This window comes from Leptolyngbya sp. CCNP1308 (assembly GCF_034932455.1).
Taxonomy (GTDB): Bacteria; Cyanobacteriota; Cyanobacteriia; order Phormidesmidales; family Phormidesmidaceae; genus Nodosilinea.
Genome location: NZ_JAYGIH010000035.1, coordinates 191,416 through 203,974, shown reverse-complemented (window position 1 = coordinate 203,974; position 12,559 = coordinate 191,416). Strand labels below are relative to the sequence as shown.

Sequence of the window (12,559 nt, the reverse complement as noted above, 5' to 3'; positions counted from 1 at the left end):
GAACAGACCTGGACGAAAATGATTACCTCAGAGCTGTGGAGGTTCTGAAGGCCATCGACTTCAGCCGGTGAGGCTATCTAGGTCACTGTTTGGCAGGGTGAGAAGCAGGGCGAGACTCGTCGCTGGCCGTTGAGCTTGCGCCCTAGCTGTCAGTTCAGCGATATACATCTGGCCCATGTCAGAGCTGAGGCGTACCTAGGTGACTACTGGGAACTTTCTCCCCCATGGTGGGTAACGCCCACCCCACGGCGGCTACCGTCGCCAAATAAAGCGGGGATCTTAATTTTCTGGAAATCTCCTTATCTATTCAGGTGAACCAGTATTCGGTGAACCAGTATTCAGGTGAACCAGGCGTAAAGGGAGACTCACATGCCTCTTCAGGGCTTAACCCAATCCATACCTATGGGCCAAGACCCGATGGCAGCGCTACGGCGATCGCGCGATTGGTCGCAGACCCCGCTGGGCGACGACGCTGCCTGGCCCGCTGCCCTTAAAACCACCCTGGGCATTGTGCTCAGCGCAGAGACGCCGATGGCGTGCGTCTGGGGGCGCGATCGTCACCTGTTCTCTAACTCGGCCTGTGCCGCTTGGCAGCCTGGCGAGCCTGGGCAAGGCCAACCCCTGACCGACTTTTTAGCCAGCCATGGGGGCTGGGAAGATCTGGGTCGCACCGTTGAGAATGTGTTTGCCAGCGGGCGATCGCAGTTCGTTGACCTTCCCCCAGACGCCAACCTGCACCACTGGGCCTGTAGCGCCATTTGGGATGAGGCGGGCCAGATCGCGGGGGTATTTGTCACAGCTCAGATCACCCACTGCCCCTCGGCGGAAGGAGCCCTGCGCAAAAGTGAAGAGCAGCTGCGCCTGGCCCAGCGGGGGGCCGGGGCCGGCCTGTGGGATTGGGATATGGTCGCCAACCGCGTCACCTGGTCCGAGGAGTACTACCACCTCTACGGCTTGGCCCCGACGGTGATGCCCTCCTACAAAAACTGGTTGGCCGCCATTTCGCCCCTCGACCGACCCCACGTAGAGCAAAAAACCCGTGAGGCGATCGAGCAGGGCGAAAATCTCAAGGTCAGTTTTCGCATTGCCCACCCCGAGAATGGGCGGCGCTGGATCATGGTTCGGGGGCAGACCTTCTATAACGAGGCGGGCCAGCCCATGCGCATGACGGGCATTGCCATCAACGTCACCGAGCAAAAGCGCTTTGAGCAAGCGCTGATCGGCAGCGAGGCGATCGCCCATACCCAGGCCGAAGAGCTGGCCGCCCTGATGGAAACGACCCCCGCCGCCATCTGGATTGCCCACGATGCCGACTGCCAGCGGATGACCGCCAACCGCACGGCCCACGAGCTGATGCGAACCCAGTCGCAGGGGGGACTGATCGCTGCACCCTCCAGAGATGAACGCTCGCCGCTCTTCAAACAGTGCCGACAGGGGCAGGAGATTGAACCCCAGGATTTGCCGATGGAAAAAGCCATTCGCACCGGGCAGGAGGTGACCGATGAAATTGAGTTCGTCTACCCCGACGGCACGGTGCGCACCATCTACGGTAAGGTCGTGCCCCTCCGTGGTGCCGATGGCCAGGTGCGGGGGGCGATCGCCGGCTTTGCCGAGATCACAGCCCTAAAAGAGAGTGAGCGCGATCGCGAGCAGCTGCTTCAGCGTGAGCGCATTGCCCGCGAAGAGGCCGAACAGGCCAACCGGCTGAAGGATCAGTTTTTAGCGGTGCTCTCCCACGAGCTCAGGTCGCCCCTCAACCCCATTTTGGGCTGGGCCAAGCTGCTGCAAACCCGCAGTTTTGATACGGCCAAAACCGCCCAGGCTCTCGCCACCATCGAGCGCAATGCCCTGCTCCAGACCCAGCTAGTCGATGACCTGCTCGATCTGGCCAAAATTTTGCGCGGCAAGCTTCACCTCAACCCGGTGCCGGTTCACCTCGCGACCGTGGTCGAGTCGGCCCTAGAGACGGTGAAGACGGCAGCGGCCACCAAGACCATTGCCGTCAACCTCGACCTTGACCCGACGGTTCGAGTGGCGGGCGATGCCGCCCGTCTCCAGCAAATTGTTGGCAACCTGCTCTCCAACGCGATTAAATTTACCCCCAGCGGTGGCCAGATCAACGTCACCCTAGGCTCCGTCGATGACCAGGCCAACCTGGAGGTCAGCGATACGGGCATTGGCATCAGCGCCGACTTTTTGCCCTACCTATTTGAGTCCTTCCGACAGGAGGATATTTCGATCACCCGCAGGCACGGTGGGCTGGGGCTGGGGCTGGCGATCGTGCGTCAGCTGGTTGACATTCACGGCGGCACCATTGCCGCCCGCAGCCCCGGCGAAGGTCAGGGGGCGACCTTCAGCGTTCGGATTCCTAAGCTGGCGGAGAAGACCAATGCCGACTCCGTCGCAGCCCTACCGCGACCGGCCCTCGACTTGAGCGGCATTCGGGTGTTTTCGGTCGATGACTCGGCCGACACTCGCGAATTTTTGACGGTGCTGCTGGGGCAGTATGGGGCCGACGTCATTACCGCTGGCTCGGCCACCGAAGCCCTCGACACCCTCAAAACCCTCCATCCCGATGTGCTGATCAGCGACATTGGTATGCCCGACATGGATGGCTACCGGCTGATTCGCCAGGTGCGCGCCCTGCCCCCAGACCAGGGGGGCAAAATACCGGCGATCGCCCTCACCGCCTACGCCCGCGACGAAGATCAGCAGCAGTCCCTCGACAGCGGCTATCAGCGCCACCTCACCAAACCCCTCGATCTCGAAAAGCTGGTGCAGGCGGTGGTGGAGCTGACTCAGGCGTGCCCGTAGGATGGGGTTGAAGGGTTAGCGGGTTGAAGGGTTGAAAGGTTTGAACCTGCCAACTTGCCAACCTGCTAACCCCAACGGCCAAGTTAGCCCTGCCAACAAGAGTCGAAACGTTAACGAGCGACGCTGAGCGCCTGCAGCAAGGCCTGGGCCGCCGCCTCAGAGGAAGCCGGATTTTGCCCGGTGATCAAGTGGCCGTCGTGCGCCACGTAGGGCTGCCAATCCTCGGCTTTGCTGTAGTTGCCGCCGCTCTGCTTCAGCGCGTCTTCGACTAGAAAGGGCACTACGTCGGTCAGGCCCACGGCCGCTTCTTCGCTGTTGGTAAAGCCGGTGACGCTCTTGTTTTGCACCAGGGGCGAGCCGTCGGGCGCTTTGGCCTGGCGCAGCACCCCAGGGGCGTGGCACACGGCGGCCACAGGCTTATTCGCCTTGTAGAAGGCTTCGATTAGGGCGATGGAATGGGAATCGTTGGCGAGATCCCACAGCGGGCCGTGGCCACCGGGGTAAAACACGGCGTCGTAGTCGGCGGCAGATACCGTAGACAGCACGGCGGTGTTGGCCAGGGCATGCTGGGCGCTAGGGTCTTGCCTAAAGCGCTCGGTGGCCTCGGTCTGGGCATCGGGGGCGTCGCTTTTGGGGTCTAGCGGCGGCTGACCGCCCTGGGGTGAGGCCAGGGTAAGCTCGGCCCCGGCGTCTTTAAACACGTAGTAGGGGGCGGCAAATTCCTCTAGCCAGAAGCCGGTTTTTTTGCCGGTGTTGCCCAACTGATCGTGGGAGGTCAAAATCATCAAAATTTTCATAGACTCAATTCCTTTGCGTTAGTCAGATGTACGGTTTGAACAGGCTTGGGCCTAGCCACTAGAGCCGCAGACCAGCTCTGCCAGGGCTAGGCCCAGTTGCTCTACGTCGAGGGGTTTACTCAGGTGGCGCTGAAACCCGGCAGCGATCGCGCGATCGCGCGTCTGGGCATCCACGTAGGCGGTCAGGGCGATTGCGGGGGTGAGCCCCCCGGCTGCCGCTGGCCGCTGGCGCAGAATCTGCATCAGCGTGATGCCGTCTTGCTCGGGCATGCCAATGTCGCTAATCAGCACATCGGGATGGTGCTGCTCGATCAGGTGCAGGCCCACCGCCGCCGATTCGGCGGTGAGCACCTCCATGCCGTAGTCTTTCAGCAGGGCCGACAGCAGGTGCAGCGAATCGCGATCGTCGTCAACCACCAGCGCTAGCCGCCCAGTCAGGTTAATGGTGCCGGGGGGGACGAGGGCTGGATTAGGCAGGGCCGTGGCCGCTTGCAGGGGCAGCCGCACGGTAAAGGTGGCTCCCTGGCCAAGGCCTGGGCTGGTCACCGAGACCTCACCGCCGTGCTGCTCCGTCAGATAGCGCACGATCGCTAGCCCCAGCCCCAGCCCGCCAAAGGAGCGGGTGCTGCTGCTGTCGGCCTGGCGAAAGCGCTCAAATACGTGGGGCAAAAAGTCGGCGCTAATGCCCTGGCCCGTATCGGCCACCTCAATGACGGCATAGTTGCCAGCTTGGCGCAGCCTGACCGTAACCGTACCGCCCCTAGGGGTGAATTTGATGGCGTTGGAGAGCAGGTTCCACACGATCTGTTGGAGGCGGCTGGGGTCGCCCCCCACCGTCCCCAGGGTCGAATCAAACTCGGGGTGTAGGGCAATGGCCTTGGCCTGGGCCGAGAGCTGCACCGTTTCTAGGGCGGCCTGCACCACGGTAGACAGCGCGACAGACTGAATATTGAGCTGGAGCTTGCCCCGCAAAATGCGCGACACATCGAGCAAATCTTCAATTAGCTCGGCCTGCACCTTGGCGTTGCGCTCAATGGTTTCGAGGGCGCGGGCGCGGGTATCTTCGTCGAGGGGGCGCGATCGCAGCAGCGAAATCCAGCCCAAGATGGGGTTTAGCGGCGTGCGCAGCTCGTGGGAGAGCATCGCTAAAAACTCGTCTTTGATGTGGTTGGCCGCCTCGGCCTCGGCGCGAGCGACCCGCTCCTGGGCCAGGGCGCGATCGCGCTCCACCAGCGCCGTTTTCTGGTCGTGAATATCCGTAGACGAGCCAAACCACCGCAGCACCTCCCCCCCTTCCCCCCGCAGCGGAAACGCCCGTACCAGGTGCCAGCGATACTGGCCGTCCGCCCGCCGGGGTCTGGCCTCTAGGGACAGCGGCAGCCCCTGGTGCAGCGCCTCGGCCCAGGCCGTCTGGCAGCGATCGCGATCGTCGGGGTGCAGCACCGTCAGCCAGCCCTCAGCAAAGCTCTGGGCCGCAGTCAGGCCCGTGTAGTCGTACCAGCGCTGGTTGCAATATTCCAGCTGGCCGTCGGCCAGCGCCGTCCAAAACATTTGCGGCATCGAGTTGGCCAGGGTGCGAAAGTGCAGCTCGCTCTTGCGCAGGGCAGCTTCCACCTCCTTTTGCTCGGTCACGTCGGAGTTGATTTCTAACACAGCGTCGGGTTCGCCCGCCGGGGTGGGCTGAAGCGTCCAGCGGCTATTGGTAATAATCGCGCGGCCCTCGCGAGTGGTTTGCCTCAGCTCCCCCGCCCAGTACCCCTCCTGCAAAATAGCTTCGTGAATTGCCGACCTGGGCTCGGGCAAGACAGTTTTGAGCAACTCTGTGGCCGATCGCCCCACCGCCTCCGCTGCCGACCAGCCGTACCGCCGCGCCGCCCCCTGGTTCCAGTAGGTAATGATGGCCGTATCGAGGTCTTGAATAATAATGCTGTCGTTGGCCAAGTCAAGCATCTGCATCTGCTGATAGAGCTGACGCTGGCTATTTCTGCGATCGGTCACATCGCGAAAGTAGATCGCCAGCCCGTTAGCCAGGGGGTTAACATGCATCTCAAACAGGCGATCGCGGTGCAATACCCCCGGAGTTTCTACCATCAGCGGCTGCCGAGTCATCATGGCCCGTTTGAACGATTCCCCCATAGCGCTGCCGTCTAGATCGCTCAGCACCTCCCAAATCGACTGCCCCAGCAGCTCGTCTAGGGGGCGATTAAACAGGTACTGCGCCTGGGGGTTGATGTACACAAACCGCCACTGCAAATCGACCGCATAAAAGCCTTCAGTAATGCTCTCTAAAATAGCCGTTACCCACTGACTGGTCTGGGTTAGAGAGACTTCGCTTTCCCGCAGCTGCAGAGAGCTGTACTCTAGGCGATGGCGGGCCGCTCTCAACGAGCCGCATATGGCGCTGAGCCCCATCCCTTGGATCACAAACACGCTTAGTCGAATCAGAGCTGGGGTATCTAGGCTGAGGCTATACAGCGGTGCCATAAAAAAATAGCTGCTGACCAAAGCCGCTAAGACCGTTGTCAGCGCCCCACACGCCGCCCCACCCCGCCATGCGGCTACGACCACGGCCCCATAGAACAGCAAAAAAGGCGTCATAGCCATATTGGCTACGGGGTTGAGCAGCCCCATAATCAGGAGGGCCACCGTCACGCTAAAAACCGCTATGCCACAGGTTTTAGGACGCAAATAAAACAGATGAATGTTCATAGCAGCCTAACGGTATTAAGCATTTAAGACGGTAGATAGGCTATTTTCAGCCTACAGCTCGCGCACAAAAAACCGAATTTAGCCTGCCTACCGTCTTTTGGCTAAATCTAGCTTGAGATAGCAAACTCCGGTAGTCATATATCTCTAGGCATAGATTAGGTATTTGCACTGATTAAGCTACCCGATCGCGGCTCAGCCCATATCCGGGCGCCTATAGAGATTGTAGAGATTGGGTGACTATCGGCCACAGCTAGCGATCCCCCTAAATCCCCCTTAAAAAGGGAGACTTTGAAGCGGACTCACCCCCCTTTTTAAGGGGGGCAGGGGGGATCCTCCAGCCGTTGTATACACGCTTATATCCGGTTTTGCTCAGTTTTGCCGCTGAAGCCTGAGAGCCATAAACCCACCTATCTGGCCCAAATTTATTCTTGAATCTGCTGTCAAAAGTCCAGCGTCAGCCGCAGGCTTTTTGTCAAATTGGGTTCAACCTAGCGAAAGATAACGCCGCTGATTTCGATCGTTACAGTAGGGCCAGCCTATCAATTAGAGCGGCCTTAGCCTATCAATTAGAGCGGCCTTTACGAAGTTTTATCCAGTAGCTAACCCTGCCGCCGCCTTTTTTGGCCAGATAAGTCTTTTTTATCGCTCTTTGTAGCCTCTTTTTTGTAGCTCCCTTAATTAAGCACTTTTGTATTCACCCCAATTGAGACCCGCCATGACGATTACCCCCGATCAAATTTCTGCTCAACATCAAGACCGCACCCCCGCCCTAGAGTCAGAGATGGTGCCCAGACCCCAGTACGACGACCCCAACTACAAGGGCAGCGGCAAATTGCAGGATAAAGTGGCCCTAATTACCGGTGGTGACAGCGGTATTGGTCGCTCTGTCGCGGTTTACTACGCCAAAGAAGGGGCCGATGTTGCCATTGTCTACCTCAACGAGCACGACGACGCCAAAGAAACCCAGCGGGCCGTGGAAGATTACGGTCGCCGCTGTCTGCTAATTCCGGGCGATATTCGCAGCGAAGACTTTTGCCGCGAGGCGGTACAGCGAACCGTCAAAGAATTCGGCCAGCTCGATATTTTGGTCAACAATGCAGCGGTGCAGTACCAAGAACCTACCCTCGATGAAATCGACGAGGCTCGCCTAGAGGAGGTTTTTGCCACCAACATCTTCTCCATGTTTTACTTTGCCAAGGCGGCGACTCCCCACATGAAACCGGGCAGCTCTATGATCAACACCACGTCGATCAACGCCTACAAAGGCAACCCCAGTCTGCTGAGCTATTCCACCACCAAGGGGGCGATTTTGGCCTTCACCCGCTCCATTGCCGGGCCTATGTTAGAAAAAGGCATTCGCGTCAATGGCGTGGCCCCAGGCCCAATCTGGACGCCGTTTATTCCCGATGCGTTTTCGGGAGACGATGTGGCCAATTTTGGCAAACAGGTGCCCATGCAGCGCCCTGGACAACCTAACGAAGTTGCGCCTAGCTTTGTCTTTTTGGCGTCTGAAGATGCGTCTTATATGGCGGGTCAGGTGCTGCACCCCAACGGCGGTGTAGTGGTTAACGGGTAAAACTGAACCAGCCTAAATACGGTATGCAGAGGAGGAAATCTCGTCCAGTCTCCTAAGGCTGGCTAAATTTCCTCCTCAATTATTCATCTTCTAGGGATGTTAGAAGGGAAAAACCTGCTTATCTATCGCTAGATTTTCCGAGTTATCCCACAGGGCTGATTTGTCTTCAGCTGGGGGCATCGTATGGTTGAAAATGCGATGGAGGCTTGGTGCTCCACTGTGGCTGCTTCCCTGAATATTTCTCCTATTCCCCTTTGAAAAGGATCATCATGCAAGGTCATTGCTTGGCAGCAATACCCCGCTCTGCTTCGACAAATTTGGATGACGATACGCTTCGATCGAGTCCTGTTTTAGTTGCTGAGTCGCCGCTGCCCCCCACGCGAGTTTCGGTAATTGTGCCGGTTCGAAATGAAGCGGAGATGCTGCCAGAGACCCTGCTAGCGCTGGCAAATCAGGTCAATTTTAACGGCGATCGCTTAGAGTCTAAAAGCTACGAAGTGATTGTGTTTGCCAACAACTGCACTGACGACTCGGCAGCGATCGCTCGCCAGTTTGCTCAGCAGCATTCCCAGTTTCAACTCCATGTCGTCGAGCAAACCCTGCCCCCTCAGGAAGCCCACATTGGTCGCGTGCGCCAGATGCTGATGGATGAGGCCTACCGACGGCTCCAGGGGCTGGGGCAGCCCTACGGCATCATTGCCTCCACCGATGGCGATAGCCAGGTCGATCGCCACTGGATTGCCGCCATGCGGTACGAAATTGAGCAGGGGGCCGATGCGGTGGGCGGGCGCACGGTCACCCACCGGGCCGAGCGAGCGGCGCTAGATGCGGCAACTAAGGCTTCTTATCTGCGGTTTGTGGGCTATCGCTACTTGATCAAGCAGCTCGAAGACTACCTCGATCCCGACCCCTTTGATAAGGCTCCGCGCCACTACCAATTTTTTGGCGCTAACTTTGCGGTCACCCACGAAATGTACGCCCTGGCGGGGGGCATGCCCCTAGTACCCACCTCTGAGGATGTGGCGTTTCACAATGCGATTGTCAAAGTGGGGGCCAAGGTGCGCCACAGCCCGCTGATGCGAGTGACCACCTCGGCTCGCCACCAGGGCCGCGCCACGATGGGCTTGGCCGATCGCCTCAGTCAGTTTCAAGCGCTAGGACAGCGGCGGCAGTCATTCTTGGTGGCGTCAGCGGCAGAGGTTAGGGCCAGGCTGCTGGTGCGCCGCGATCTGCGCCGCTACTGGGGACAGGCCACCAGCGACCCATTTCGCGCCGCGCTGGCCCCCCAGCGACTGGCCCAGTTGGCGACGCGGTTAGCCGTGCCCATGGCCGATCTGCACCAGGCGATTGAGCAGTCGTTGACCTTTGGAGAGCTGTTTCAGCGGGTTGAGCAGTGCCAGCAGACGATAGGGATCTGGCAGCAGCAGTGGGCGGCGGTACCCATAGAGATGGCGATCGCCGATCTGCGCCTCTACCTCAATCAGCAGCGCCAGCAGGCGTCGCCCCAGGCTGGCGATCGCTGGCCTGGGGCTGAGTTGAGAGACAACTCTGTGCCAACCCCCAATGTCGCCTTGACGGTCTAATCCGAAATCCTACCTGAATACCCCCGATTCGTAGGGGCGTAGCATGCTACGCCCCTACGAGGTTGCTGATTATGAATCGGAGTTTCCCAACTCGGATTTCGTATTAGACTTCATCCTGCCGAATACCCTAAGGCACCGGCCTTTAAGAGGATGTTTGAAAAGTCCTATTTCTTGTAGAAAAAGTGGAGATCCCCCGAAATCCTCCTTAAAAAGGGGGACTTTTACCCCCCTTTTTAAGGGGGGCAGGGGGGATCAGCAGGTGACTAAAACTACAGCAAATCACTTTTCAAACGCCCTCTAAGGGTGAAGATGCCGTTTGTAAAGGCGTCCTTCAGCTAGTTCGCGTTTGGTTTGCTAAGGGCGCTCGTAGAGATCTAAGCGATAGTCGGCGGTGCACTGACTGGACAAAGGCTTGAGCTGGGAAACCGCCGCAAAGTCTTGAAAGGCATTGTGCACATCGTCGCCCCGCAGCGGGTAGCTGGGGGCATCGTGCAGCCAGTGCACCAGCAGCAAGTGGCCACCGGGCTCCAGCGATTCGTAAATGCGCTGTTGGGCGCTGTGCAGATCGGCCAGGCACCAGTAGTAGCCCACCTCTGAGAGCAAGACTAAATCGAAGCTGTCGGTGGGGTACTCCTGGGGCACATTCATCAGCCGAAAGCGCACTTGGGGGAGGTGTTGGCAGCGCTGTATAGCCCGCTCTTGGGCGATCGCAGAAATATCCACCGACAGCAGGGCGTCGCAGCGCTGGGCCAGTTGCTCGGTGAGCACGCCGATAGAGCTGCCGATCTCAAAGGCGGAGCGGTAGCGCGGTTTGGGTAGCGCGGCCATGGTGGCGGCGTATTTGGCGGCTTCGTACTGGCTGGTTTCAAACCGCCAGGGGTCGGGGTCGGCCTGGTAGAGGGTGTCAAAAAAATCGGCGGCGAGGGATTGTTCGCTTACGGGGTCGGTCATGGGGTGGGCTCTAGATAAACTTCCCAGGGGTTGAGAAAATTGGCGATCAGCTCAGGCGACAGGCGAAACCCGGTGGGGTCATCATCAATTAGATCGGTGGTTTGCGATCGGTAGCAGTGAATCGCCTGCTGTTTGAGGGGTAGCTGGGGGGCAACATCGAGCCGCCAGGGCTGGTAGCCCTCGGCCAGGGGCTGGCGCTGGTGCGGGTCCCAATCCCAAATTGGGTATTCGATCACCTGGGGCGGCTGGGGAAGCACCGCGATCGCCCCCTGCACTAGCTGCCAGCTCGCCCGATGGTCGCGGTGGGGGTCAAACCGATAGGGCAAAAAAATTGTCTGGGGAACCGTCTGCCGCAGGTAGGTCTGGCACTGCTCCAGCGCCGCCTGGGCCGCTGGTTCCTGGGGGCGATTGCCCGCTAGGGACAGGTGCGGTACAGCGCCATCGGGCAGGCCCAGAAAGGTGACGTTCTCAGCCTCCACCCCAAGCAGCGCCAGGGCAGCTAGGGTCTCGGCCTCGCGCACCTGCTTCAGCCGAAGGGCCGGATACTGCTGCGATCGCGGGTGGGATCGGGTGCCGTCGCTAATCACCAGCACGTGCACCGGGCAGTCTCTGGCCCGCAGCTGAGCGATCGCGCCGCCGCAGCCCAGGGTTTCGTCATCGGGATGGGGGGCCACCACCAGTACCGGGGGCTGGAGGGAAGTGATGGATTGCAGCGGCAGCGCCTCTGCCGCCACAAAGGGCGACGTGAACGAAGAAAGCGTGTCTAGGCTTGCCATAGGCGATCGGCGGGGATAGTTTGGGTCAGAGCGTAGCCCCCCACCCCAGCTAGGGCGACATCAAAGGCGGGCTGCCGCAGATACAGGGTCAAATCGCGAATCACCCGCTCCATGGGGTGGGGCGATAGCAGCCCTCGGGTGCCCACCGAGCGCTGGCACAGCTGCATGGTGTCAATGCAGATTTGCTCAATGGCGGTACGCATCATGTTGGCGTAGGCCACCAGCTGCCCCTGGTGAGGATGGGCTCCCTGGGCCTGGCCGCCAAACTGTGGGTCGTAGGCGACCAGGCGATCGGCGACCCCGCCCAGCCAGAGATTGCCGCTCTCTAGGGCGATCGCCATCTGGCCCAGCCGCTCTTGCTGGTAGGGGTGGTCGGTGCGGCCCTCGCCCTGGAGGTACTGCCGAGTGAAGTCAAACAGCGCCTCGGCCCCGCCCAGCTGCACGGCGGCAAAACGCACCACCCCAGCCGTGAGCCAGGGCTGCCGCAGATAGTCGCCCGGTTCGCCAATCAGCGATTCGGCCCCCAGCTCTACACCGCTGAAATCAATTTTGTAGCTGGCGGTGGCGCGCATGCCCATGGGCTGCCACCAGTTGCGATCGCACCTAGTTTGCACCTCATCCATGGGCACAATGCACATTTGCCACGACCCGTCGGGCAGCTTGCCGTTGACAAAGGGGCGCTCCACGTAGCCGCCCCCCGAACAAAACGTCTTTGCCCCCTGTAGTCGGTAGCGGTTGGGGCCAATGGGCACCAGGTGCAGGCCTTCGGCGTCTTCGGCATTCCAAACGCCAAAAAGTTTGTGCTCGTCGCGGGCCTCGCGCCCGTAGCGCTGAATCTGCGCCGCCGTGCCAAAGGTTTGAATCAGCTGTAGCGCGTTGACATGGCCTTCATACACCCGCCCGATCGCCAGATTGCCCCGGCCAATCTGCTTGAGCAGCCGCAGCAGTTCGTGGGTTGTCGAGGCGTCAATGCCGAGACCGCAGCCCCCCAGCTCGGGGTGCAGCGGTGCCGCCAAAAAACCGGCCCTGGCCAGCTGCCCAAACTCCTCCACCGGAAATGCCCCTGGCCGATCGACTGCCGCCGCCCGGTTCGCAAAGCCATCGGCCAATTGCCCAGCCGATCGCAGCAGGTCAGCGATCGCCAGTTTAGGCCCCAGGGGAATCGTTAAAAGTTCAGCAGTGATAGGAACACCTCCTAGGAAATCCGGCCCTGCCCCTGACCAAAATTTGGCTCACCTTGGGGACAACAATGGGAATGCTCTTAAGAATGACAGATGCTCGACCTGTGCCCCTCTACCCTGAGGGATATTTGAAAAGCGGCCTATTTTTATTGGTTAGAGCTTATTGATTAGG

At 59.9% G+C, this 12,559-nt stretch carries 8 protein-coding genes; 3 read left to right on the top strand and 5 right to left on the bottom strand.

Going from position 1 to position 12,559, the window contains the following annotated elements; genetic code table 11:
• Positions 1-369: 369 nt before the first annotated feature.
• A complete protein-coding gene (locus tag VB780_RS09385) occupies positions 370-2,814 on the top strand; it encodes an ATP-binding protein (RefSeq protein ID WP_323350878.1) in 2,445 nt (814 codons plus the stop codon).
• 110 nt (positions 2,815-2,924) lie between these two features.
• On the opposite strand, the gene VB780_RS09380 is transcribed toward VB780_RS09385, so the two are convergent.
• Positions 2,925-3,611: a type 1 glutamine amidotransferase domain-containing protein gene (locus tag VB780_RS09380; RefSeq protein WP_323350877.1), complete on the bottom strand. Its 687-nt coding sequence runs from the start codon at positions 3,609-3,611 to the stop codon at positions 2,925-2,927.
• A gap of 51 nt (positions 3,612-3,662) precedes the next feature.
• Entirely contained in the window at positions 3,663-6,320 is a 2,658-nt protein-coding gene (locus VB780_RS09375) for a PAS domain S-box protein (protein ID WP_323350876.1), read from the bottom strand.
• Positions 6,321-7,035: 715 nt separating this feature from the next.
• Here VB780_RS09375 and VB780_RS09370 point away from each other — a divergent pair.
• Together VB780_RS09370 and VB780_RS09365 are read left to right on the top strand one after the other, a co-directional pair.
• Positions 7,036-7,896 (top strand): SDR family oxidoreductase, encoded by an 861-nt coding sequence (locus tag VB780_RS09370; RefSeq protein ID WP_323350875.1) that lies wholly within the window; start codon positions 7,036-7,038, stop codon positions 7,894-7,896.
• A 269-nt stretch (positions 7,897-8,165) separates the two neighbouring features.
• Positions 8,166-9,479 (top strand): glycosyltransferase, encoded by a 1,314-nt coding sequence (locus VB780_RS09365; protein ID WP_323350874.1) that lies wholly within the window; start codon positions 8,166-8,168, stop codon positions 9,477-9,479.
• A 354-nt stretch (positions 9,480-9,833) separates the two neighbouring features.
• Here the strand turns inward: VB780_RS09365 and VB780_RS09360 are convergent, their stop codons facing one another.
• Genes VB780_RS09360 through VB780_RS09350 form a run of 3 tightly spaced genes read right to left on the bottom strand, consistent with a single transcriptional unit; the run spans position 9,834 to position 12,315 of the window.
• Complete coding sequence (locus tag VB780_RS09360; protein ID WP_323350873.1) at positions 9,834-10,430, bottom strand: class I SAM-dependent methyltransferase; 597 nt, start codon at positions 10,428-10,430, stop codon at positions 9,834-9,836.
• Entirely contained in the window at positions 10,427-11,206 is a 780-nt protein-coding gene (locus tag VB780_RS09355) for a PIG-L deacetylase family protein (protein WP_323350872.1), read from the bottom strand. Before VB780_RS09355 ends, VB780_RS09360 begins: the two co-directional genes overlap by 4 nt.
• Positions 11,194-12,315, bottom strand: a complete 1,122-nt coding sequence (locus VB780_RS09350) for an acyl-CoA dehydrogenase family protein (protein ID WP_323350871.1) — start codon at positions 12,313-12,315, stop codon at positions 11,194-11,196. Before VB780_RS09350 ends, VB780_RS09355 begins: the two co-directional genes overlap by 13 nt.
• Between the last annotated feature and the right edge of the window lie 244 nt (positions 12,316-12,559).

Bases quoted from the DNA above. Each gene is read 5' to 3' on its own strand.
- VB780_RS09375 (WP_323350876.1), bottom strand. From the start codon at position 6,320: ATGAACATTCATCTGTTTTATTTGCGTCCTAAAACCTGTGGCATAGCG.
- VB780_RS09380 (WP_323350877.1), bottom strand. From the start codon at position 3,611: ATGAAAATTTTGATGATTTTGACCTCCCACGATCAGTTGGGCAACACC.
- VB780_RS09365 (WP_323350874.1), top strand. From the start codon at position 8,166: ATGCAAGGTCATTGCTTGGCAGCAATACCCCGCTCTGCTTCGACAAAT.
- VB780_RS09355 (WP_323350872.1), bottom strand. From the start codon at position 11,206: ATGGCAAGCCTAGACACGCTTTCTTCGTTCACGTCGCCCTTTGTGGCG.
- VB780_RS09385 (WP_323350878.1), top strand. From the start codon at position 370: ATGCCTCTTCAGGGCTTAACCCAATCCATACCTATGGGCCAAGACCCG.
- VB780_RS09360 (WP_323350873.1), bottom strand. From the start codon at position 10,430: ATGACCGACCCCGTAAGCGAACAATCCCTCGCCGCCGATTTTTTTGAC.
- VB780_RS09370 (WP_323350875.1), top strand. From the start codon at position 7,036: ATGACGATTACCCCCGATCAAATTTCTGCTCAACATCAAGACCGCACC.